The sequence below is a fragment of the Delftia lacustris genome (assembly GCF_040267515.1).
Lineage (GTDB): Bacteria > Pseudomonadota > Gammaproteobacteria > Burkholderiales > Burkholderiaceae_C > Comamonas > Comamonas tsuruhatensis.
Genome location: NZ_CP141274.1, coordinates 3258181 through 3281437, shown reverse-complemented (window position 1 = coordinate 3281437; position 23257 = coordinate 3258181). Strand labels below are relative to the sequence as shown.

The following is a 23257-nucleotide window of genomic DNA, read 5'->3' as shown; positions in this document are numbered from 1 at the left end:
CCCGCCCATGGCCAATATCCAGGACCAGCTGACCGAGACCTCCGCCGAGCCCCCCTGCGGCCCGGACCTCACCTATGACAACGACTTCCAGTCCATGGAAAGCGCTGCGCAGGGCAAGGTCGAACAGCAGTTCGGCGACACCGTCATCCCCGCCGAGCCACCGGACTGGCGCGACGTGGAGCGCCAGGCCTCGGCCCTGATGCAGCGCACCAAGGACCTGCGCGTGGCCGTGCTGCTGTGCCGTGCCTGGACCATCCTGCACGGCCTGCCCGGCACGCTGCAGGGCCTGCAGCTGTGCGCCGCCCTGCTGGAGCGCCACTGGGAGCATGTCCACCCCCTGCCCGAGGACGGCGACGACTACTTCATGCGCATGAACGCCCTGGGCACCCTGTCGGACGTGACGGGCTTTGTGCGCGACCTGCGCAACGCCGACTTCCTGCGCGGCGCCCTGGGCCAGATCAGCGTGCGCGACGCCGAACTGATGGCCAGGGGCAACGTGCCCGAGGACCTGCCGCACCTGACCGCCGACGAATTGCGCATGGCATCGGCCCGCGCACATGCCGAGGGCCACGAGACCCTGCTGGCCGTCACCCCTGCGCTGCAGGAACTCGACCGGATCCGCGCCTGCTGCGAACAGCACCTGCCCAGCCACCAGCAGCCCGAGCTCGACGGCCTGCGCCAGCTGCTGCTGGCCCTCGGTCAATGGCTGCCCCAGACCACAGGCGACGCCGACACGACCGCTGAAACCGATCCGGCCACACAGGTCGGCACCGGGGACGGCCTGGCATCCCAGCCCGCGCCCGGCACCCCCCACACCCCGGCACGCAACCGCGAACAGGCGATTGCCCAGTTGCTGGAAATCGCCGCCTTCGTGGAGCGCACCGAGCCCTCCAACCCCGCCCCCCTGCTCATCCGCCGCGCCGCCCGCTTCATGCGCATGGGCTTCATGGACATCCTGCGCGAACTGTCGCCCGACAGCCTGGCCCAGGTGGAAGTGATCACGGGCGCCCACCTGCAGGAGCAGCAGACATGAGAGCCACACACGGATCTGCTGGACCCGGACTTCGCTTTCAAGGAGCCGGCTGCCCCATGACACCCACCCCGTCCACCTGTTTCCACACGGCCTCTTGCGCCCTCAGCCCTTCGGTCCGCCGCAAGGCGGGACTCCAGGCTTTTTACTTCTGCGACCTATTTTTTTCTTGAAAGGAACACCCGCATGTCGCTCACCAAAACCGGCAAGAGTGGTCAGAAATTCATCGCGCGCAACCGTGCGCCGCGCGTGCAGATCGAGTACGACGTCGAGATCTACGGTTCGGAAAAGAAGGTGCAGATCCCCTTCGTGATGGGCGTGCTGGCCGATCTGTCGGGCAAGCCCGTCGATCCGCTGCCCGAGATCGCCGACCGCAAGTTCCTGGAAATCGACATCGACAACTTCGATGCGCGCATGAAGTCCATCAAGCCCCGCGTCGCCTTCCAGGTGGACAACACGCTGACGGGCGAGGGCAAGCTCAACATCGACCTGAGCTTCGAGAGCATGGAGGACTTCTCCCCCGCCGCCATCGCGCGGCGCGTGGGCGCGCTCAACTCGCTGCTGGAGGCACGCACCCAGCTGCACAACCTGCTGTCCTACATGGACGGCAAGCAGGGCGCCGAAGAGCTGATCGGCAAGGTGCTCAAGGACCCTGCGCTGCTCAAGTCGCTGGCCGCCGCGCCCAACATCACTGCCCCGCAGGCCTCGGGCCCTGCATCCGAGGCTTGAGGCAGCACATCAGGAAGGCAAGCACGTCATGAATACCGCAACCCAACTCGAACAATCGACCCAGGCGCTGGCCGGCAGCGAATTCGGCAGCCTGCTGCAAAAGGAATTCAAGCCCAAGACCGAGCAGGCCCGCGAAGCCGTGGAAGCGGCCGTGCAGACGCTGGCCCAGCAGGCCCTGGGCTCGGCGATCACGCTGTCCAACGATGCCTACCAGACGGTGCAGGCCATCATTGCCGAGATCGACCGCAAGCTGTCCGAGCAGATCAACCGCATCATCCACCACGACGACTACCAGAAGCTCGAAGGCGCCTGGCGCGGCCTGCACCACCTGGTGACCAACACCGAGGTGGACGAGATGCTCAAGATCCGCGTCATGAACATCTCCAAGAAGGAGCTGCACCGCAACATGCGCCGCTTCAAGGGCGTGGGCTGGGACCAGAGCCCCGTCTTCAAAAAGGTGTACGAAGAGGAGTACGGCCAGTTCGGCGGCGAGCCCTTCGGCTGCCTGGTGGGCGACTACCACTTCGACCACAGCCCGCCGGACGTGGAGCTGCTCGGTGAAATGGCCAAGGTGGCCGCCGCGGCCCACTGCCCCTTCATCTCGGGCGCGGCGCCCGCCATCATGCAGATGGAATCCTGGCAGGAGCTGGCCAACCCGCGCGACCTGACCAAGATCTTCACCAACACCGAGTACGCCGCGTGGCGCAGCCTGCGCGAGTCCGACGACGCCAAGTACATCGGCCTGGCCATGCCCCGCTTCCTGGCACGCCTGCCCTACGGCGCGCGCACCAACCCGGTCGATGAATTCGATTTCGAGGAAGAAACCGACAGCGGCGACCACGGCAAGTACTGCTGGGCCAACTCGGCCTACGCCATGGCGGTCAACATCAACCGCTCGTTCAAGTACTACGGCTGGTGCACCTCCATCCGCGGCGTGGAATCGGGCGGCGCGGTGGACAACCTGCCGGCCCACACCTTCCCCACCGACGATGGTGGCGTGGACATGAAGTGCCCCACGGAAATCGCCATCAGCGACCGCCGCGAGGCCGAGCTCGCCAAGAACGGCTTCATGCCCCTGGTGCACCGCAAGAACTCGGACGTGGCCGCCTTCATCGGCGCCCAGTCGCTGGCCAAGCCCGCCGAGTACTACGACTCCGACGCCACGGCCAATGCCAACCTGTCGGCGCGCCTGCCCTACATGTTCGCCTGCTGCCGCTTCGCGCACTACCTCAAGTGCATCGTGCGCGACAAGATCGGCTCCTTCCGCGAGCGCACCGACATGGAGCGCTGGCTCAACGACTGGATCATGAACTACGTGGACGGCGACCCGGCCAACTCCTCGCAGGAAACCAAGGCCCGCAAGCCCCTGGCCGCCGCCGAGGTGCAGGTGCAGGAAGTCGAGGGCAACCCCGGCTACTACACCTCCAAGTTCTTCCTGCGCCCCCACTACCAGCTGGAAGGCCTGACGGTGTCGCTGCGCCTGGTGTCCAAGCTGCCTTCCGTGAAGCAGGGCGCGAAGTAAGACTGTCCGCCCACCTGGCTCCTGGTGCCGACACGCTCGCACCAGGGCCAGGCCCCATAACAAGAAACAGGCCTGGAGAAGCTTTCCCCTCCAGGACCCAACTCAGAGAGGCTTTTCATGCCCTGGAATGTAGACAACGCCGTCGCCACCCTGCAGACCAATGCCCGCGCCAGTTCCGCCGGCTACTGCGCGCGCTATGTGCGCGATGCGATCGGCGCTGGCGGCATCGCACTGCAGCGCACGCGCGATGCCAAGGACTACGGCACCAGCCTGGTGGCCGCCGGCTTCACACGCTACGACGCCATGCCTGAAGGTGGCTACAAGAAAGGAGATGTGGCGGTGATGCAGGGCTTCACCTCATCGCCCGCCGGGCACATGCAGATGTTCGACGGAAGCGTCTGGATCTCGGACTTCAAGCAGAACGGCTTCTGGGCAGGCCCCGGCTACCGCACCCACAAGCCCGCTTTCAAGATCTACCGCCATCCCTGATGCGCCTGATGCGCCCATTGAGCCACGCCATGAACGCCTGTTCCAAAACCTTCTTCACCCTGCTGCTGGCCGGCACGGCCTGCGCCACGGTGCAGGCCGCACCCGCCACGACAACGACGGCGGCAGCGGCAGCGGACATCACCACCCTGTTCACCGACGCCCTGCATTGCCGCATCGAGTTTCCCGATGGCCGCGACGAAGCGCTGGCCCAGCGCCTGCGCGCGCAGGGCGTGACCGTGGTGGACCGCGCGCCCGGCGAAAGCCTGGACCTGCTCTACCTGTTTGCCACGCCGCTGGAGATCGATGGCACGCAGGTGTCCTCCATCACCGTGCGCGGCGGCAGTGGCAGCATTGTCGCGGCGCGCGCCACGGGCAGCCTGCAGGCGCTGGTCCAGCGCACCAAGGCCCGGCCGCAGGCGCGCAGCAGCTGGGATCTTGAAGGCTTTGGCGAGCTGCCCGCCCAGTACGCACGCGCCATGCCGCTCAGAAAGGGCCTGGACGAGACGCCACCGCGCATCGTCATCGGCCATGTGGCCGGCGAGGCGCCCGACGCCGTGCGCTGGGGCTGCCGCTCCTACGACGACTGACCGGGGCGCAGCCGCACCCCGCCCCTCTCTTTTTCCTGCGTTTTCACCATGCCCCTGCCCAGCTTCACCTCACAGCTTTCCCTGGACGAGCAACTCAAGGCCCTGAAGGACCAGATCCGCCAGGCCCCGGCCTCGGCGCCCCTGCGCGTCTACTACTTCCAGCTGCTGTGCGTGCTGGGCGAATGGCAAAAGGCGCTGGAGCAGTTGCAGCTGTGCGCGCAGCTCGACCCTTCGTGCGAGCCCATGGCGCGCGCCTACCGCGAGGCCATCCGCTGCGAGGTGCTGCGCGCCGAGGTCTTCGCCGGCAAGAAAAAGCCCTTTCTCATGGGCGAGCCCGCGCAATGGCTGGCCTGCCTGATCGACGCCCTGGCCCATGAAGGAGCAGCTGCCCAGGACCTGCGCGCCCGCGCCCTGGACGAGGCGCCCGCCACCGCAGGCCACATGGGCGAGCACCGCTTCGAATGGCTGGCCGACAGCGATACCCGCCTCGGCCCTGTCTGCGAGCTGCTGGCCCACGGCAGCTACTACTGGCTGCCCTTCGACGCCATTGCACAGATCGGCTTCGAGCCCGTGCAGGACCTGCGCGACCTGATCTGGCTGCCCTGCGAGGTCACGCTGCGCGAGGGCGGCGCGCTGCAGGGCTTCATGCCCGCGCGCTATCCGCTGGCGCCCGGCGATGACGACGCCGTCCGCATGTCGCGCCGCACGCAGTGGAGCCCGCTGGACTCAGGCTCCTCCGAGCCTGACGAATCCTCGGGCCACGTGGCCGGCCACGGCCAGCGCACCTGGGTCACCGACTCCGAGGACTTTCCCATGCTGCAGGTGCGCCAGCTGGCGCTGGAGACCGCCACGCGATGACGGAGCAAGCCATGCACGGAACAGTCGCCCCCGCGTCCCCGCAAGCCCTGCGCTGCCCGTTCTTGCTGCTGGCTGCCTTGCTGTGTCTGGGCCCGTGGCCTGCATCGGCCTCCAGCCACGGCCCGGCCAATGCCCTGCGCTGCGGCTGGTTCGACAATCCCACGCCCGCCAATGCCTCGCTGACCGATCGCGATACCGACTGGACCGTTGGCGTGCAGGGCGGCCATCAGGCCCAGGGTGACTGGCCCCGCTTTGCAAACCGTGACTGGGTGCGTACCGGCCATGGCAGCCACGGCTATGGCTGCGCCTGCATGAAGGTGTCCACCGATGACAAGGAGCAGATCGTTCAGATCTTCTCTGCCCGTTCGCGCCCTCTTTCCGCCTGCCGCCAAGACCCGGCGTTGAAGGCGAAGGAGCCCGTGAACCCCCTGGCGGCTGCCCGGCCGGCCGGTTCCTGAAGAAACAAGCCATGCGCCCCAGTCCCCTCAACCCCATGCCCACGCTGCGCACACGCCAGAACCAGGCGACCGCAGCCAAGGACCGGCTGCAGCCCGCCCTGCTGGACCGGCTGACCGACCATGAGCCCCATCTGCGCACCGAGCGGCCCGATGCGGTCTTCGTGAACGAATCCCGCCTGCGCGAGGCCCTGCTGCGCGACCTGGGCTGGCTGCTCAATGCGCGCGATGCCTGGGACCACGTGGAGATGGAGGGGCTGGAGCATGTGCAGCGCTCGGTCATCAACTACGGCATGCCGCCGCTGGCCGGCCAGCTGCTGTCCGAGCTGGACTGGAGCCATGTGGAGCGCAGCATCCGCGAAAGCATCCTGGCCTTCGAGCCGCGCATCCTGCCCAAGACGCTGGCCGTGACGCTGCTGGCCTCCACCGAGCAGCTCAACCACCACAACACGCTGCAGTTCGAGATCCGCTGCCAGTTCTGGTCCATGCCCTATCCGCTGGAGCTGCTGCTCAAGACCAGCCTGGACCTGGAGACGGGCCAGGTCTCGCTGCAAAACCTCAGGGCCTGAGCCCGGACGCCGCCACACACACCATGAATCCCCGCCTCGTCGAGTACTACAACCGCGAACTGGCCTATCTGCGCGAGCTGGGCGCCGAGTTCGCTGCCGCCTTTCCCAAGGTCGCGGGCCGTCTGTCGCTGCACGACACCGATGTGGCCGACCCCTATGTGGAGCGTCTGCTGGAGGGCTTCAGCTTTCTGAGCGCACGCATCCAGCTGAAGATGGACGCGGAGTTCCCGCGCCTGTCCCAGCGCATGCTGGAAATGGTCTGCCCCCATTACCTGGCGCCCACGCCATCCATGGTGGTGGTCCAGCTCAAGCCCAGTGCCAAGGAAGGCAACCTGGTCGATGGATTCACCCTGCCCTCGGGCAGCGTGCTGCGCACCCACAAGGTGCAGGAAGAGCAGACCATCTGCGATTTCCGCACCGGCGGGCCGCTGACGCTGTGGCCGCTGGAGATACGCCAGGCCCGCCTGGGCGGCCCGGCGCTGGACCTGCCCCATGCGCTGGTGCCCCAGCTGGGCGAGGCCGGCGGCCACCTGCGGCTGCAGCTGGCCACGCTGGATGCCTCGCAGTGCATGCAGGTGGCGCTGGACCAGCTGTGGGTGTACATCCATGCGGGCGACGTCGTCGCTTCCCATCTGCAGGAGCTCATCCACACGCAGACGCTGGCCATCGTGGTCCACCACCCGCAGGACCCGCGCCAGGTCTGGGACGTGCTCCCGCCCGATGCGCTGCGCGCCGAGGGCCATGACAGCGAACAGGCCCTGATTCCCTATTCGCACCGCGCCTTCCAGGGCCACCGGCTGCTGCACGAGTACTTCGCGTTTCCCGCGCGGCAGCGGTTCTTCTCGATCAACGGCCTGTCGCGCAGCATGCGCCGCATTGCCCACGACGGCGTGGGCATCACGCTGCTGCTGCGCCGCGCCGCGCCCACGCTGGAGCCGCAGATCGACGCGGCCAAGCTGCTGATGCACTGCATTCCGGCCATCAACCTGTTCGAGTACACGGCGGACCGCCTGCACGTGGCCTCCAACGTGCACGAATACCACGTCGTTGCCGACCGCATGCGGCCGCTGGACTTCGAGGTCTACGGCGTGCAGGCCGTCACCGGGCACCACGAAGGCAAGACGCAGGACCGTGAATTTGCGCCGCTGTACGCATCCACTCACGGCCTGCACTCCACCGAGCAGGCCTACTTCACCACGCGGCGCGAGCCCCGGCTGTTTTCCGAGCGCAGCCTGCGCAGCGGCCCGCGCACGCAGTACCTGGGCTCGGAAGTCTTCATCTCGCTGGTGGACCAGCGCGAGGCGCCGTTCTCCGACGAGCTCAAGCAGCTGTCCATGCATACCCTGTGCACCAACCGCGACCTGCCCCTGCTCATGCGCGTCAACCAGCCGGGCGGCGACTTTGCCCTTCAGGAGTCGGCACCGGTGGACTGGGCCCGCGTCATCGCCGGCCCCAGCGCCCCTATACCGGCCGTGGCCGATGGCGGCCTCACCTGGCGGCTGATCTCCCACCTGAGCCTGAACTACCTGGCCATGACCGACCTGTCCGACGAGGAAGGCGCCGCCACGCTGCAGGAGCTGCTGCGCCTGTACCTGGACCTGGGCAACCACCAGCTGGCCGGACAGATCGCCGCCATCCAGGGCATGCGCATCGAGCCCATCACGCGCCGCCTGCCCCAGCACCGCCAGCTCGTCTACGGGCGCGGCGTGGGCGTGCACCTGAGCGTGGACGAGCCGGCCATGGCCGGTGTCAGCCCCTGGCCCCTGGCCAACATGCTGGAGCGGTTCTTTGCCCGCCACGTGGGCGTCAACAGCTTCACCGAGCTGCAGCTGCACTCTCGCCAGCGCGGCCCCGTCGCGCACTGGGCGCCACGCCCCGGACAACGGCCCGGCATATGAGCAACGCCGCGCACGCTCCCCTTGCCCAGCCGGTGCCCGATCAGGACCCGGAGCTGCCCACCGTGCAGGCGAACGCGTCCGAGGACGCTCGGGCGCGCCTGTTCTGGCAGCGCCTGAGCGCCAGGCCCTACCAGTTCGACCTGATGCACAGCCTGCGCTACCTGCAGGCGCGCCACCCCGGCCTGCCGCGCCTGGGCCAGGCCACGCGCCCCAAGGACGAACCGCTGCGCCTGGGCCAGGACCCGTCGCTGGCCTTCGCGCCCGCCACCATCGCCGAGATCCTGCCCTCGCGCGCCGGCGAGCCCGAGCGCATGACGGTCTGGAACTTCGGCCTCTACGGCCCCAACGGACCGCTGCCCACGCACATCACCGAATACGTGCGCGAGCGCCTGCGCCAGCATGACGACGCCACGCTGGCGCGTTTTTCCGACATCTTTCACCACCGCATGCTGCTGCTGCTGTTCCGCGCCTGGTCGGACGCCCAGCCCACGGCATCGCTGGACCGCCCCGGCGAGGACCCCTTCGGCCGCTACATAGACAGCTTCATCGGCACCGGCCTGCCCAGCCAGCGCGCACGCGACGACGTGCCCGACCACGCCAAGCGCTTCATGGCCGGCCACCTGACCCGCTGGACACGCAATCCCGAAGGCCTGTGCCAGGCCCTGTCGCACTACTTCCAGATCCCCGTGCGGCTGGAAGAAAACTGCCTGCACCACCTGGAGCTGGAACCCGGGCAGCAGACCCGGCTGCAAAGCCGCCCCTGCAACTCGCGCCTGGGCGTGGATGCCGTCGTGGGCTCGCGCGTGCCCGATGCGCAAAGCAAGTTCCGCCTGGTGCTCGGCCCGCTGGGCCTGGAGCAGTACCGGCAGCTGCTGCCCCAGGCCGCACTGTTCCAGACCCTGGTGGACTGGGTGCGCAACTACCTGGGCATCGAATACGCCTGGGACTATGTGCTGGTGCTGCGCCGCCAGGAAGTGCCTGCCGCCCGGCTGGGCAGCAGCACCCAGCTGGGCTGGACCACCTGGCTCACGCATGCCGAGCCCGCACAGGACGCGCGCGACTTCCGCATGGACCCCGAAGCCTGGCTGCGCCAGCGCCGCCAGCCCGTGCGGGGCCGGCGCCCCGGCCCCGGCCCCAGTCCTCGAGCCACTGAATCACCGAACCACTGAATCACCACTTCCCTGCTCGCACACATGCCCACCGTACAGATCAAGTTCCCGCACAACGCACCGGTTCCTTCCACGCTGACGCTGGTCGAGGGCAACCGCCTGCGCGTCAAGATCGAGGCCGTCGCAAAGGCCTACAAGCTGGGTGCCAGGATCGATGCGCCCAGCATTCTTGCGGCCCAGCCCCCCGTACACAACGCCCGCGCCGACAGCTGGCAATTCGACTTCGTGGCGCAGCAGCCCGGGCTCACCAAGCTCAGCATCGTGGCGGTGCAGGGAAGCGGGCTCAGCGTCATGCCCGCAGCCATCACCGTGCAGGTGGAGAAGAGCATTTCGCTGCCTGCGGAGAGCACGACGGAGGGGATGCTGGCAAGGCTGTTCCTGGCGGAAAGCGTCTCGCCGGGCGACACCTCACTGGCCTGGAATCTCGACAACGTGAAAACCGGAATGCAATGGATGCGCCGAGTCATCGAGAACCGCTTGAAAAGCGGAAAGCCTGAAGACTTCATGGCCCGCGGTGCCACCAGCGTCGAGGACATCGTCATGGCGGATGACCGGGGATCGGTCCAATTCCATGGCTTCAACGTCTATCCGAAGCTGGGTCCCGACATTGCCAGGAACCTCCGCGACTATGTGGACAACGCCAACAACGGCCTGCATCCCAAACGCAAGGCCTATCTGGACTTTGTGCAGGCGGCCCTGGACGTTGCCACCGGCGCGGTGCCGCCAGACCCTACCCCCACAGGCCTGTTCGCCTGGAGAACTGCGAAATCCAGCTCTCCCGGTGCCGACTTCATTCAGCACGCCGCGCTGGCTAGAAACATGTTCTACACACATGCCCGGCTGCGCAAACGCGACTGATCCCCAAACACATCGAAAACCAAGGAGGGCACTCCATGTCACCAACCCATACCGGATCAAGCGCTTTGAAACCGCATCGCCATTTCCCAATGGCCAGCCTTGCCACTGCCATTGCAGTGAGCGCCTGCTTGATAGGTGCCCAAGCCTCCGAATCATCGCCGCCACCAGCATCGCCGGCTGAAATCAGCAGCCAGCAAACCCAGCCAACGGCTGCCGACTACTCTCGGCCTGCGCAGGAAAGAGTCGCGTCCATGACTGCGCTGCGGCAATACCTGAAGTTCAAGGATGAAGTCTGGGAAACCCAAAGAGCCCGCCAGAGCAATACCTTTTGCTTCGTGCAGCAGCGTCCCGACCATCCGTCCGATCCCGAGCCGAACGTGTGGATGGTCTGGCTCAATGGCGGCGAGATCGTCAATATGGGCTGGCATCTCTATTCGCCCAAAACGCTGACGAAAGAAGACGCCAAAGCGGATGGTGAAAGCCTGGCAAGAATGAAATCCATCAAGCTCGCGACCGACGTGCGAGAAACGGCCCAGGAAATCTACGGCAGCAGCTTCCTCGTCGAACGCGCCTGGGTGGACATGCTGCTGGCGCAATGCAAGGCCAAGGGCCGCACCATCAAAGTGACTCCTGCCCGATAGCCGCATGCCGCATATCGGACGCAACCGCTTTCCCGGCCCATGCCGTGTCAGGCAAGGCCGTCGCCTGCTCGCAAGGTGTCTGCTGGCCACCCTGGCGGGGTCGGCCCTGCCTTTGCTGGCAGCGCCTGAAAGCGGGCGGGCTTCCGATTTCTCGCGTCCGGCGCAATCCCTGATTCCTTCTCCAGCCGCCCTGCGTATCTATTTGAAGAGCCGCCAGGCATCGACTGGCCCCGGAAAGCCTTCAGCCCTCCAGCGCTTTTGCTTCGTGCAACAGCACAACCGCAGCGCAGTCCCTGCGCGCTCGTCGGTCTGGATGGTCTGGCTGGAAGGCGGCCAGATCGCCAATCTGGGGCAGCGCCGCTTCACCGCCAAACCATCGCCGGATGAAGCGCAATGGGATGGCGATGCCTTGTCCGAAGCCAAGGCCATCCACCTCGCCGCCGACGTCCGTGAAACGGCGCAGGAAATCACCGGCAGCAGCTTCCTCGTCGAACGCGCCTGGGTCGACCGGCTGCTGGCGCAGTGCCAGGCCAAGGGCCGCAAGGTCGAAGTCCGCCCCCAACGCTAGCCGGCAATTCCTACCGCCCATTGATCCCTTCTTTTTAAGCACCCAAGACCCATGACAGAAATCAGCCGCCAATCCCTCTTCGGCAAGCTCAACCCGCTGCTGTTCAAGTCGCTGGAAGGCGCCACCGTGTTCTGCAAGCTGCGCGGCAATCCCTATGTGGAGCTGGTGCACTGGCTGCACCAGCTGCTGCAGGAAAACGATTGCGACCTGATCCGCATCCTGCGCCACTTCGACATCGCCTCCGACCGCCTGGCCGCCGATGTGCTGCGCCGCCTGGACCAGCTGCCGCGCGGCGCCACCTCGATCAGCGACTTCTCCGAGCACATAGAGACCGCCATCGAGCGCGGCTGGGTCTATGCCACGCTGATGTTCAACGACAGCCAGATCCGCAGCGCCTATCTGCTGTCGGGCATGGTGCGCACGCGCTCGCTGGCCAATGAGCTGCGCTCCATCTCGCGCGAATTCGACAAGATCTCCGAGCCCGCGCTCAGCGACGCCTTCGCCCGCCTGCTGCCCGACTCGCCCGAGGCACGCATGCGCGCGGCCGATGGCAGCGGGCTGGAAGGCACGCCGGGCGAAGCCAGCCAGGCCACGGGCACCGCGCCCGGCCAGGGCGGTGCGCTGCAGCAGTACACGGTGGACCTGACGGCCCGCGCCAAGGCGGGCGAACTGGACCCCGTCACGGGCCGCGATGACGAAGTGCGCCAGATGGTGGACATCCTGCTGCGCCGCCGCCAGAACAACCCCATCCTGGTGGGCGAGGCCGGCGTGGGCAAGACCGCCGTGGTCGAAGGCCTGGCCCTGCGCATCGCCCAGGGCGATGTGCCGCCGCCGCTGCAGGGCGTGGAGCTGCGCGTGCTGGACGTCGGCCTGCTGCAGGCCGGCGCCAGCATGAAGGGCGAGTTCGAGAACCGCCTGCGCGGCCTGCTGGACGCCGTGCAGTCCAGCACCACGCCCATCGTGCTCTTCATCGACGAAGTCCACACCCTGGTGGGCGCGGGCGGCCAGGCCGGCACCGGCGATGCCGCCAACCTGCTCAAGCCCGCCCTGGCGCGCGGCACGCTGCGCACCATCGGCGCCACCACCTGGGCCGAGTACAAGAAATACATCGAAAAAGACCCGGCCCTGACCCGCCGCTTCCAGCTGGTGCAGGTGCACGAGCCCGACGAGCCCCGCGCCGTGGACATGCTGCGCGGCGTGGCCGCCAAGCTGGAAAACCACCACCAGGTGCGCATTGCCGCAGACGCCGTGGCCGCGGCCGTCAGCCTGTCGCACCGCTACATTCCCTCGCGCCAGCTGCCCGACAAGGCCGTCAGCCTGCTGGACACGGCCTGCTCGCGCGTGGCCATGGCCCTGCATGCCACGCCCGCCCAGCTGGAAGCCGTGCAGCGCCGCATCGAGGCCCTGGGCGTGGAGCAGGAAGTGCTGCTGCGCGAGGCCGCCCTCGGCCTGCCCACGGCCGAGCGCCTGCAGGCGCTGGAAACCGACCTGGCCGGCCTGCGCGAGCGCCAGGCCACGCTGGCCGAGCGCTTTGGCCAGGAAAGCGCGCTGGCCCGCCGCATCCTGGAAACCGAGGCCGCCCTCATGGGCCTGAAGCCGCCCGTCTTCTCCACCGGCGCCGCCGCAGACCCGTCCGCTGCGGCACCGGAAACGGCCGCCGAAGCCACCTCAACCAAACCTGCCGAGCCCCCCAGCGTGGCCTCGCTGGAAGCGCTGCGCCGCCAGCTCGCCGAGCTGCAGGGAGATTCCCCGCTGCTGCAGCCCGTGGTCGATGCCGGCGTGGTCGCAGCCGTCGTGGCCGAGTGGACCGGCATTCCCGTGGGCCGCATGGTGCGTGACGAGGTGCAGTCCGTGCTCTCGCTGGCAGACACGCTGGAGAAGCGCGTCATCGGCCAGCGCCACGGCCTGGAGGCCATCACGCGCCGCATCCAGACCTCCCGCGCGCGGCTGGACGATCCGAACAAACCCATCGGCGTCTTCCTGCTAGCCGGCCCCTCGGGCGTGGGCAAGACGGAAACCGCCCTCTCCCTGGCCGAAGCCCTGTATGGCGGCGAGCAAAACCTCATCACCATCAACATGAGCGAGTTCCAGGAGGCGCACACCGTCTCCACCCTCAAGGGCGCGCCGCCCGGCTACGTGGGCTACGGCGAAGGCGGCGTGCTCACCGAGGCCGTGCGCCGCCGCCCCTACAGCGTGGTCCTGCTCGATGAAATCGAAAAGGCCCACTCCGACGTGCACGAGATGTTCTTCCAGGTCTTCGACAAAGGCTGGATGGAAGACGGCGAGGGCCGCTACATCGACTTCAAGAACACCGTCATCATCCTGACCTCCAACGTGGGCTCGGACCTGATCGCCAACATGTGCCGCGACCCGGACCTGGCTCCCACGCCGGAAGGCCTGGCACAGGCCGTGCGCCAGCCGCTGCTGCAGACCTTCCCTGCCGCGCTGCTGGGCCGCCTGACGGTGGTGCCCTACTACCCCATCTCCGACGCCATGCTGGAGCAGATCATCCGGCTGCAGATGCTGCGCATCCAGCGGCGCATCGAGGAACGCCACGGCGCGCAGTTCAGCTTCGATGAAGCCGCCGTGGACCTGGTGCGCCGCCGCTGCAGCGAGGTCGAATCGGGCGCGCGCATGGTGGACGGCATCCTCACCCAGAACCTGCTGCCGCGCATGGCTACCCACTTCCTGCAGGCCACCGTGCAAGGCCAGGAACTGCAAAGCCTGCATGCCGGCGCCAGCGGCGACGACTTCACGCTGGACGTGCGCACCCGCGCTGCGGAGCCGGCATGAGAAGGCACCGCCTGCCACGCGCCGCCACGGCAGTGATCGCAGCAGCTCTGCTGGCCGCCCCGGCTGCGCAGGCGCTGGACCTGGGCGCCATCGGCCAGGCCGCCGACACCGTGCAGCGGGCCTCGGGCGCCGCCACGGCCGGCCAACAGGCGCTGGAGGCCGGCCGCAGCGCGGCCAGCACGGCCACCAACGCGGCCACCGGTGCCGCCAGCGAGGCCCGTGCCTGGTGGGAACGCAACCAGGCCCAGCCCGAGGCGGCACAGTCGCCGCCCTCCGGCGCCGCCCCCGTGCAGGACGACCAGGGCGGCCCACGCCGCGTCATGGCCGTGCTGGGCGACGCCTGGACGGACAGCGCCCGGCGCGGCCAGGCCGTGGTCGCGCTCATGGACCAGGGGCCGTACCTCGTGCAGCGCCAGGCCGCCCATGTGGCGCCGGCCAAGTCGCAATGGCTGGCCCTGCCGCGCGGCGACAGCACCGGCGTGGCCATCGAACTGCCCGGCGACCCCGACGGCACGACCTATGACCTGTCCACCGGCCGTGCCCGCCCCGGGGGCCGGGGCGTGCGCATCTTCGCCCTGTCCGTCCATGCCGACGTGCCCCAGCGCGCGGGCCGGCGCAGCCTGGACGCCATAGAGCAGCACGCCATGCTGCGCGCCAGCTCGGTGCGCACCGAATGGCCGCGCCAAAGCGGCGACATCCTGGAGCCCACGGGCGGCAAGCTGCTGGTCTGGGCCAGCGATGCCACGCAGCGCTTCCCTTCCGGCTTTGGCGCCGACGGGCGCCTGTTCACCGCCGACGATCCCATGGTCACCCTGCCGCGCGGCTACACCGTGGTCACGCTGGAGCCGCAGGGCCTGCGCTTCGACCGTGCCCGGGAAATCGCCCTGGCCTTCCATGCCGTCCAGCCCGCGCAGGACATCGACCTGTCCCGCCTGGGCGCAGGCGATGCGGCCCAGGCCCTCATCGGCCTCATTGCCGAGCGCCACCCGCTGGCCGCTGCCAGCGGCTTTGATGCCGGCAAGCTGCGTGCCGACTACGGCCAGCGCCTGCAGACCGCCGCCGAGCGCGGCGACAGCGCCGCACAGGCCCAGGCCCTGGCAGAAATGGGCCAGCGCCTGGGCGATGGCCAGTACCGCGTTCTGCTGCCCGGCGGCCAGGCCTGGCCTGCCCGCACAGACCGGGGCCTGTCCCCGCAGCTGCTGGCACGCGGCAGCGTCAACCTGCCCATGCCGCGCACCTGGCTGCGCGAGGACGGCCGCATCGCCATCACCGGCGTGGCGCCAGGCTCTGCCGCCGCCAAGGCGGGCCTGCAGCCCGGCAGCGACATCCTCGCCATCGAAGGGGAAAGCCCGACCCGCTACCTGGACCGCATTGCCCCCGCCTCGCTGCGCGCCGGTGCCGACGCCCGCCGCGCCGACCTGCTGGCGCTGGACCTGGGCACGCCCGCCACGCTGAGCCTGCGCACCGCAGCCGGCGCGCCCCCGGCCAGCCAGGAGCAGACCCTGCGCCTGGACGCCGCCCCCGCCGCAACCACGGCCCTGCCTGCGGCCGAGCCCGCCCTCGCCTCCTTCCTGCTGCGCAGCGCCCAGGGCGGCAACCTGGCCTACATCGCCCTCGACAGCTTTGCCGACGGCGCCACCGGCCAGCTCAGCCGCTGGGAGGGCGCCCTGGCCGCAGCCACCCAGGCCAGGGTCACGGGCCTGGTCATCGACCTGCGCGCCCACCGGGGCGACGACGCCTACCAGCTGCTGCCCCACATGCTGGCCTCGCTCTACACACGCGACAAGCCGCTGCGCATGCAGGACGCCGCCCAGCGCCTGTTCGACCCCGCCGCCCGCGTCTGGCGCAGCCGTGGCGGCCTGGGCCTGCCGGCCCAGCTGCCGCTGGCCGCCTCGGGCACGCCCTTCACGGCCCCCATCGCCGTGCTCACCGGCCCGGGCTGCGCAGGCCCCTGCGAACTGTTCGCCGCCTGGCTGCAGCACAGCCAGCGTGCCGACATCGTCGCCACCAGCGCCACGGCTGGCGCCACCGGCCCCGCCACGCGCGTGCACCTGCCGGCCGGCTTCATCGTGCAAGTCCCCCTGCTCGCAGAAACCGGCCCCTCTGGCGGCAACAACCCCGCCGCACAGGCCCAAGGCGTGACCCCGCGCCTGCGCGTGCCCGTGGACGCGGCCTTCACCGCCTCCATCCAGGCCGGCGGCGACCCGCTGCTGGACGCCGCCGTGCTCCACCTGGATCGCAGCCGCACCGCGCAGGCGTCGCGCTAGACCCACAAGCCCTTGCCGCCATGCCACCGCACCTGACCCCCGCCCGTTTCGTGACTTGTGCAGTCATGGCTGCCAGCGCGCTGGCAGCGGGCTGCTCGTCCAGCACCGACCAGATGCGGGTTGCCCTCGCTACGCCAGTTAAGGTCGAAGCCAACGGGGAGCTGCGGCTGTATGGCGCGGATGGCCGGCAGACCCGGGTGTTGAACCAGGCAAGCCTGGCCGGCAGCGTGCTGGCCCGGAGCCAGTCCCACACGCTGGACCCGGACCAGCCCGGAACAGACAACGACTGGTTCAACGTAGCCCTGACGCCGGACGGCCTGGCGGTTTTCACCGACCGGCGCGGCAACTACCAGTTCGTTGCGCTGGGCCAGTCCTTCGACAGCGCCCCTGTCATGGATGGCGCCCAGGATGACGCCGACGGCGCCCGTCCGGGACTGGTGTACGCAGCCCGATAGCAGCAAAGGACCTTCCAGCCACCCCATGCAAGCCCTTCATCGACCGGCGCACCCAGGCCCTGCCATCCAGGCCTGAAGCCCCGACCCCTCTTCCACCCCAAGCACCGCGAGATCCGACACCATGACACGCAGAGTCACCATCAACACCCCCCTGGCAGACCAGCTGCAGCTGCGCCGGCTGCAGGGTCGCGAGGAAATCAGCCATCTGTTCGCCCTGGAGATCGACCTGCTCAGCGAGGACGACAGCATCGACCCCAAGGCCCTGCTGGGCAAGGGCGCCACCGTGGTGGTGGAGACCCAGGACGGCGGCAAGCGCTACATCGACGGCCTGGTCACTGCCTTTGGCATGCGCGGCCAGGACGAGCACCGCAACTTCCTGTACCGCGCACGCCTGTCGCCCTGGCTGTGGCTGGCCACGCGCCGCAGCGACTTCCGCATCTTCCAGAACAAGACGGTGCCGGACATCATCAACGAGGTCCTGGGCATCTACGGCCACCCCATGCAGCAGCGCCTGACGCGCTCCTACCGCACCTGGGAGTACTGCGTGCAGTACAACGAGACGGACTTCCAGTTCGTCTCGCGCCTCATGGAGCACGAGGGCATCTGCTACTACCACCAGCACAGCGCGGGTCAGCATGTGCTGACATTGGGCGACGATGTCATCGCCTCGCACGACCCGCTGCAGGGCGGCGCCGTCATCCCCTTCCACCCGCCGGGCAAGGCCGCCGTGGCGCGCGAGGAATGCATACACGCCTGGGAACTGCACCAGCGCGTCAAGCCTGGCCGGCACTACAACGACGACTACGACTTCAAGAAGCCCCGCGCCGAGCTGTCCAACATGCGCCGCAACCCGCCCGGCCACGCGCACGACGCCTACGAGATCTACGAATGGCCGGGCGGCTACACCGAGACCGGCGACGGCGAGGACTACATCCGCGTGCGCCTGCAGCAAAGCCTCACGCGCCAGAGCACGGTGCAGGGCCGCTCCAACCACCGCGCCATGGCGCCGGGCTACACCTTCACGCTGGACAACTATCCGCGCGGCGACCAGAACCAGACCTACTTGGTCACGGCGGTCGACTATGCCTTCGAGGAGAACCCGCGCGTCAGCGACGGCGGCAGCGGCGAAGGCTCAGTGCAGAAATTCGTGCTCCAGGCCCAGCCCACCAGCCTGCCCTTCAAGCCCCAGCGCATCACCGCCAAACCACGTACCACGGGCCCGCAGACCGCCGTCGTCGTGGGCCCCGCAGGCGAAGAGATCTGGTGCGACCAGTACGGCCGCGTCAAAGTGCAGTTCCACTGGGACCGCATCGGCGGCATGAACGAGAACTCCAGCTGCTGGATGCGCGTGGCCACCAGCTGGGCCGGGCCGGGCTTTGGCGCCGTGCACATCCCGCGCATCGGCATGGAAGTCATCGTGGACTTCCTCAACGGGGATCCTGACCACCCCATCGTCATGGGCTGCGTCTACAACGCGGCCAACATGCCGCCCTGGGCACTGCCGGCCAACGCCACGCAATCGGGCATCAAGACCCGGTCGAGCAAGGGCGGCGCCCCGGGCGCGGGCACGAAGAACGGCCAGGGCGACGCCAACGCCATCCGCTTCGAGGACAAGGCTGGGCAAGAGCAGCTTTGGCTGCACGCGCAGAAGGACCAGCTCACCGAAGTCGAGAACGACGAGGACAAATGGGTGGGCAACGACCGGCGCAAGACCATCGACCGGGACGAGACCAACGTCATCCACCGCGACCGCACCGAGACCGTGGACCGCGACGAGACCATCACCGTGCACAACAACCGCACGGAGCGTGTGGACCACAACGAGAAGATCAGCATCGGCGACAACCGCAATGAAGACGTTGGCATCGACGAGAACATCTCCATCGGCAAGAACCGCAGCAAGACCATAGGCCGCAACGAGAAGGACAAGATCGGCAACAACTGGTCGATCAAGGTGGGCAGCTTCAAGACAGAGACCATCGGACTGGCCTACATGCAGAACGTGGGCCTGGCCAAGATGGTGAACATCGGCGCCGCCTACAACGTCAACGTGGGCGCAGCAATGGTGGTGAATGTGGGGCTGAGCCAGAGCACGACGGTGCTCATGAACCGCAGTGTTTCAGTGGGTCAGAACCAGTCCACCAGCGTGGGCAAGAACCGCACCGACGACACGGCCGACAACCATACGGCGACGGTCGGCAAGAACTCCGCCACCACCGTGGGCGAGGTGCAGACGATCACGGTAGGCAAGGAAATGGCCATCACCGTGGGTGACGCCATCGAAATCAAGTGCGGCAAGGCCGTGTTGCGCATGACCAGCGACGGCACCGTGCAGGTCAACGGACAGACGATCTCCATCAGCGGCAGCTCCAAGGTGACCGTGTCCTCCCCTGACAGCCACATCAACCCCGCTTGAAGGAAATCCCATGGCAATCGCACAAAAACGCCTTCCTGCCAAGCCATCCGACGTCGATGAGGCGCAACGCCTGCCGTCCAACGTACAGCTCCTGGCCGGGCAGGTCGTCGAGGTACTGGGGCAAGACCTCTATCTGGTGGCGTACACGCACGATCCCGCACTTTCGGTGCAAGCGCCTGCGGGCGTGCTGCTGCCGGTTCTGGTTCCGGGAGACGAGGTTTTGCTGGCAGTCCAGCCGACGGGGCGTGCCACGATCACCGCAGTGCTCTCACCCGCACCCACGGCGCCATGGGGACAAAGGAGCATCCACCTACAGTCGCAGGACTGCATCACGCTGGCCTGCGGCCAGGCCACGCTGAAACTCACGGCCCAGGGGCTTGCTCGCCTGGTGGCATTAACGATTGAGCAAGATGCGCGGGATCTGCTTGATCTGGACGCGGCCGAAGTCCGCATCAATTGAAGGCTGGCTCAGAGATGGATCTGAACACTTTCAAGACCACTGAGCACATGCGCGGCAAGCGTGTGTCGCCATATGAGGATCAGGTGCCCATGCTCGGGCTCGATGATCAGCGTGTCGAATTCCGGGCGTGCAGTGCCACGTTCACCGCGGAGCACCCAGCTCAGTTGCGGCCGGATCGCAGGCACGACGGTAGTGCCCATGCCCTGCGCGCTCAGGTTCATCCAGGCGATCTTCGTTCCTGGCTGCACCTGCTCGCGCCTGAACTGCATCCGGGGATGGGCGCAATTCCACGCGGCGGGATCAAACGAAGCCGGCATGCGCGTGAGAAGGCCTGGCGATGCGTCAACCTCCTTGCCCGTATAGCTGCCCCAGAGGGCGCGACGCGGCAACCAACTACGGCCTATGCAGCCGAAGCCGGCCGGCGAAACCCGGTCGACTGCAGAGCGAACCGGATCGTCAGGCCATTCGAGCTGATGCATGGGCTCGCCCTCCCGGGGCAGTCCTGCACTGAAGCCTGCTCCGATCGGATTGGCTCCGTGGAATACCTCCGGCTTTTCGGCATCCGCTCCCCCGAAGGCAAGGTTATAGGTAACAGGGACTTTCAAGGCGGGCTCCACCTCCTGTGCCAGGGGCAGCACTCCCAGGCGTCGGCGCCAGACCCGCTTGCCAAAGACTCTTATGACGCGGCTTTCACCGCCCACGGCCAGACCCGCATCGAAGTGGGCAGCGGGCTTGCCACCAGGAGCGTAGGCATAGCCGTTGAACAGCACATCCACCCGAGACTTGAGCGGAGCGATATCGGCCTCGTGGCGTACCACACCAATGGGTCCCTCCGCGCCAAAGAACTCATCGCCGCGAAACACAGGTACTGCATTGCCCTGGGCCACCGCGCGCCCTTCGAAATCCAGCGTGGCCTTGATCACCACGGTGGAGCACAGGGTGCCGTCGGCCCCATGTCCCGGCAGTATTTCCGCAGCAAACGGCGTCAGATTGTCCAGCATCGCTTGGGTTCCTCCTGGGGCGCATTGTCCCCCATGCATTCTCTTTCCGAGGGGGCTGCCAGGCTCTTTTCATCATGACCGTCATCGACCTTCCCATTCCCAGAGCCATCGACATTCCTGTGTCGGCCCCGCCGGCAGCGCGCATGGCCCGGACCCTGGTAACCCAGTACTGGCGCCGCTCCCATTTGCTGCAGCGTCCCGCGTCGCGCCCCGACGCATTTGCCGTGTTCGACGACAGCATCGTGCAGGCGCTGAGCGGCCTGAAGCAGCACCTGATGCACGCACCCGAGCTGGACCATGCCTGCCAGCAGGCCATCGAAACAGCTGGCGCTGAAATCCTGGATGAGCCCTCCCGCATCTTCGCGCTGGCCTGCCTGCAAGCCCTGCACCTGCAACGCAAGCACATTCACGATGGGCTGGAGCGAACGCTGGGAGCCCATCTCCAGGCCCAGCCGAACGCGGTATTCAACGCCATGCGGTTTTGCTTCGACAACACCGTCGCCGAATACTTCACCTGGCTGCTCTCCCAGGGACAGCACAGGCAGAGCGCGCCATTGGCACAGTTGCTCCAGCGCCTCGCAATTTCCCGGCCGGCTGTCAGCGACGAATTCGCACAAGCCATCTCTGCATGGACATCCGGTCTGCCGGGCGGCCTGGCGGCCCTGTGTGATTGGCGATGCACCGGGCGTGGCGCTGAAACCAAGGCCATCGCAGCCACGCAACAAGACAGCGATGCGCAGGCCGCCTTGCTGGCGCTGGCGCTCATGGGCAGCCGGCAGGAAACGCCTGTGGCACGCACTCTTTTGGCCCGGATGCCGCATTCCACCGTGGCCTTGGCCCTGCTGGCCGCCAGGGATGGACATGCGCTGGCAAGCGCCTTGCGGGAAGGCCGGCATCCCCAAATGCCCTGGGGACTGCAGGTATATGCGGCCTCACTTGTGGGAGACGTTCCCCTGCTTCGCCAGCTCGCTGCCCATACGGCCTGGGACGACGAAGAGGCATGCCGCACCCTGGCTGACGCCACGGCCCTGCTCACAGGAGAACCCGCCGACATTGCATTTGACTTGGGTCACGAGGCATCGGGCCGCTCCGCCACCATCGACGCCGCTTTGGCCGCACTTCCTCTGTCAGGGCCGGCCCTGCGTCTCGGACGCCCCCGCACGCAAGTGGTTCTGCAGGAGGCCGTGGCCATGGTAGGCGCGCCCTTGCGCCACCTGCTCTATCTGGAGCACCTCTCACGCGTGGGCGCAGCGCTGTGGATCGAGGCCGACGATCTGGCCGTCGTTCAGGCCCTGGCCTGCAGCACGGCCTCCGTGATCGAACGTGCGGCGTTCAACATCGGCAGGGCACAACCATGAACCCTCTCGTCATCGCGGCCACTGGTGCATGCACCCCCATCGGGACCCGGGCCTGGCAGACCGGCTGCGGCTTCTTTGCACGCCAGTCGAGCTTTACCCGGCAGGCCATTACCGGCCAGGCCGAGCACCGTGCCACCGTATCCCGGGTGCAAGCCATTGATGCAGCCTGCAAAGGAACGGAACGCCTGATCCGGCTCGCAGCCCCTGCCCTGCACGAAGCCTTGCGCGGCCAGCCGGCGCCTGCCGCAGGCTGGCCGCTGCAGCGGCCCATCCCCCTCTTCGTGGCACTGCCCGACTCCTTGCCTGAACTGCCGGGCTGGATAGACGCCGGCCGATTCGCACTGGAGCTTCCCCGCGCACTGGACCTCGCCGCAGAGTTCCTGCCCATCAAGGTCTACCCGGGCGGCGCAGTGGCAGGCGCCGATGCGCTGTCGCAGGCCTATCGTTTCATGCACGACAACCCCTCGGTGCCCGAAGTGATCATCGGCGGAGTGGACAGCTTCGTGGACACGGAGATCGCGGACGTGCTCTACCAGCGTCGCTGGGCCAAGGTCAACGGCGTCTGCGAAGGCTTCATTGCCTCGGAAGGCGCAGCCTTTGTACGGCTGTCCCGCAAGCCGGCCACTGCAGATTTCGTCACGGTCTATCCACCATTCTTTGCAGACGAGCCACGCTCACGCCTGGACAGCGACACCCTGCCCGATGGCCGCGCACTGATCGAGGCCAGCCACGGTGCGCTGAAGGCAGCGCACATGCCGGTCAACGCCCTGCACTCCTATTGGTCCGACATGGATGGCTCGGCATGGCGGGGCGCAGAGCTGGCCAGCCTCTCCGCGGCGCTGGCGTCACAGGGCGGCCTGCCGCAAGCCCAGGACCCGGCAGCATTGCTTGGTCAAATGGGCGCGGCCTGGGCGCCTCTCATGCTCAGCCTGTTCCATGAGATGCGCCAGTGGCTGACGCACCCCGTCATGCCGTCGCCCCTGGCAGGCCACGCAGGCCTGCTCACGGTCACCGGGCTGAACACCCGCGTGGCCGCCTGGAGCGCCACCTGGAATCGCCATGCCCGCACGGCAGGAAGATCTTCCGCAGCCGGGCGGCGCCAATCCTCCATTTCCCAAGAGTCCTGAGTCCATC

Annotated in this window: 21 protein-coding genes; 20 read left to right on the top strand and 1 reads right to left on the bottom strand. The window is 67.8% G+C overall.

Annotated elements, in window-relative coordinates; translation table 11 throughout:
• Positions 1-7: 7 nt before the first annotated feature.
• The 18 genes from tssA to U6958_RS16375 all read left to right on the top strand — a co-directional run bounded on the left by tssA (position 8) and on the right by U6958_RS16375 (position 19764).
• Positions 8-1033 carry a type VI secretion system protein TssA gene (tssA, locus tag U6958_RS16460; protein WP_074923202.1) on the top strand — a complete coding sequence of 342 codons (1026 nt, stop codon included), beginning with the start codon at positions 8-10 and terminating at the stop codon, positions 1031-1033.
• 183 nt (positions 1034-1216) lie between these two features.
• The gene (gene tssB / locus U6958_RS16455; RefSeq protein WP_012205675.1) at positions 1217-1759 is read left to right on the top strand and encodes a type VI secretion system contractile sheath small subunit; all 543 of its coding nucleotides are present in this window, start codon (positions 1217-1219) and stop codon (positions 1757-1759) included.
• Positions 1760-1787: 28 nt separating this feature from the next.
• Positions 1788-3281 (top strand): type VI secretion system contractile sheath large subunit, encoded by a 1494-nt coding sequence (gene tssC, locus U6958_RS16450; protein ID WP_016446990.1) that lies wholly within the window; start codon positions 1788-1790, stop codon positions 3279-3281.
• 117 nt (positions 3282-3398) lie between these two features.
• The gene (locus tag U6958_RS16445; protein WP_013802359.1) at positions 3399-3770 is read left to right on the top strand and encodes a hypothetical protein; all 372 of its coding nucleotides are present in this window, start codon (positions 3399-3401) and stop codon (positions 3768-3770) included.
• A 29-nt stretch (positions 3771-3799) separates the two neighbouring features.
• Positions 3800-4357 (top strand): hypothetical protein, encoded by a 558-nt coding sequence (locus U6958_RS16440; protein ID WP_047472710.1) that lies wholly within the window; start codon positions 3800-3802, stop codon positions 4355-4357.
• A gap of 48 nt (positions 4358-4405) precedes the next feature.
• On the top strand, positions 4406-5215 hold the full coding sequence (locus U6958_RS16435; RefSeq protein WP_074923203.1) for a type VI secretion system accessory protein TagJ: 810 nt from the start codon (positions 4406-4408) through the stop codon (positions 5213-5215).
• Between the two features lie 11 nt (positions 5216-5226).
• Positions 5227-5673, top strand: a complete 447-nt coding sequence (locus U6958_RS16430) for a DUF4087 domain-containing protein (protein WP_016453374.1) — start codon at positions 5227-5229, stop codon at positions 5671-5673.
• An 11-nt stretch (positions 5674-5684) separates the two neighbouring features.
• On the top strand, positions 5685-6239 hold the full coding sequence (gene tssE, locus U6958_RS16425; RefSeq protein ID WP_012205683.1) for a type VI secretion system baseplate subunit TssE: 555 nt from the start codon (positions 5685-5687) through the stop codon (positions 6237-6239).
• A gap of 23 nt (positions 6240-6262) precedes the next feature.
• The gene (gene tssF, locus U6958_RS16420) at positions 6263-8137 is read left to right on the top strand and encodes a type VI secretion system baseplate subunit TssF (RefSeq protein ID WP_016446993.1); all 1875 of its coding nucleotides are present in this window, start codon (positions 6263-6265) and stop codon (positions 8135-8137) included.
• Complete coding sequence (gene tssG / locus U6958_RS16415) at positions 8134-9306, top strand: type VI secretion system baseplate subunit TssG (protein WP_074923204.1); 1173 nt, start codon at positions 8134-8136, stop codon at positions 9304-9306. Before tssF ends, tssG begins: the two co-directional genes overlap by 4 nt.
• 24 nt (positions 9307-9330) lie before the next feature.
• A complete protein-coding gene (locus U6958_RS16410; RefSeq protein ID WP_074923205.1) occupies positions 9331-10164 on the top strand; it encodes a hypothetical protein in 834 nt (277 codons plus the stop codon).
• 35 nt (positions 10165-10199) lie between these two features.
• Positions 10200-10805, top strand: a complete 606-nt coding sequence (locus U6958_RS16405) for a hypothetical protein (RefSeq protein WP_227472492.1) — start codon at positions 10200-10202, stop codon at positions 10803-10805.
• Positions 10806-10917: 112 nt separating this feature from the next.
• On the top strand, positions 10918-11373 hold the full coding sequence (locus U6958_RS16400; RefSeq protein ID WP_227472493.1) for a hypothetical protein: 456 nt from the start codon (positions 10918-10920) through the stop codon (positions 11371-11373).
• A gap of 51 nt (positions 11374-11424) precedes the next feature.
• On the top strand, positions 11425-14166 hold the full coding sequence (gene tssH, locus U6958_RS16395) for a type VI secretion system ATPase TssH (protein WP_074923206.1): 2742 nt from the start codon (positions 11425-11427) through the stop codon (positions 14164-14166).
• The gene (locus U6958_RS16390) at positions 14163-16433 is read left to right on the top strand and encodes a S41 family peptidase (protein ID WP_074923207.1); all 2271 of its coding nucleotides are present in this window, start codon (positions 14163-14165) and stop codon (positions 16431-16433) included. The genes tssH and U6958_RS16390 overlap by 4 nt, the downstream gene beginning before the upstream one ends.
• Before the next feature lie 65 nt (positions 16434-16498).
• A complete protein-coding gene (locus U6958_RS16385; protein ID WP_244160524.1) occupies positions 16499-16888 on the top strand; it encodes a hypothetical protein in 390 nt (129 codons plus the stop codon).
• Positions 16889-17009: 121 nt separating this feature from the next.
• Positions 17010-19304 carry a type VI secretion system Vgr family protein gene (locus U6958_RS16380; protein ID WP_074923208.1) on the top strand — a complete coding sequence of 765 codons (2295 nt, stop codon included), beginning with the start codon at positions 17010-17012 and terminating at the stop codon, positions 19302-19304.
• Between the two features lie 10 nt (positions 19305-19314).
• Positions 19315-19764 (top strand): hypothetical protein, encoded by a 450-nt coding sequence (locus tag U6958_RS16375; protein WP_017405412.1) that lies wholly within the window; start codon positions 19315-19317, stop codon positions 19762-19764.
• 8 nt (positions 19765-19772) lie between these two features.
• Here U6958_RS16375 and U6958_RS16370 read toward each other — a convergent pair whose 3' ends face one another.
• Positions 19773-20765 carry a DUF2169 domain-containing protein gene (locus U6958_RS16370; RefSeq protein ID WP_074923209.1) on the bottom strand — a complete coding sequence of 331 codons (993 nt, stop codon included), beginning with the start codon at positions 20763-20765 and terminating at the stop codon, positions 19773-19775.
• A 74-nt stretch (positions 20766-20839) separates the two neighbouring features.
• Between U6958_RS16370 and U6958_RS16365 the strand changes: the two genes are divergently transcribed.
• Both U6958_RS16365 and U6958_RS16360 read left to right on the top strand, forming a co-directional pair.
• Complete coding sequence (locus tag U6958_RS16365; RefSeq protein ID WP_074923210.1) at positions 20840-22123, top strand: hypothetical protein; 1284 nt, start codon at positions 20840-20842, stop codon at positions 22121-22123.
• A complete protein-coding gene (locus tag U6958_RS16360; protein WP_046239312.1) occupies positions 22120-23250 on the top strand; it encodes a 3-oxoacyl-ACP synthase in 1131 nt (376 codons plus the stop codon). The genes U6958_RS16365 and U6958_RS16360 overlap by 4 nt, the downstream gene beginning before the upstream one ends.
• Positions 23251-23257 lie beyond the last annotated feature (7 nt).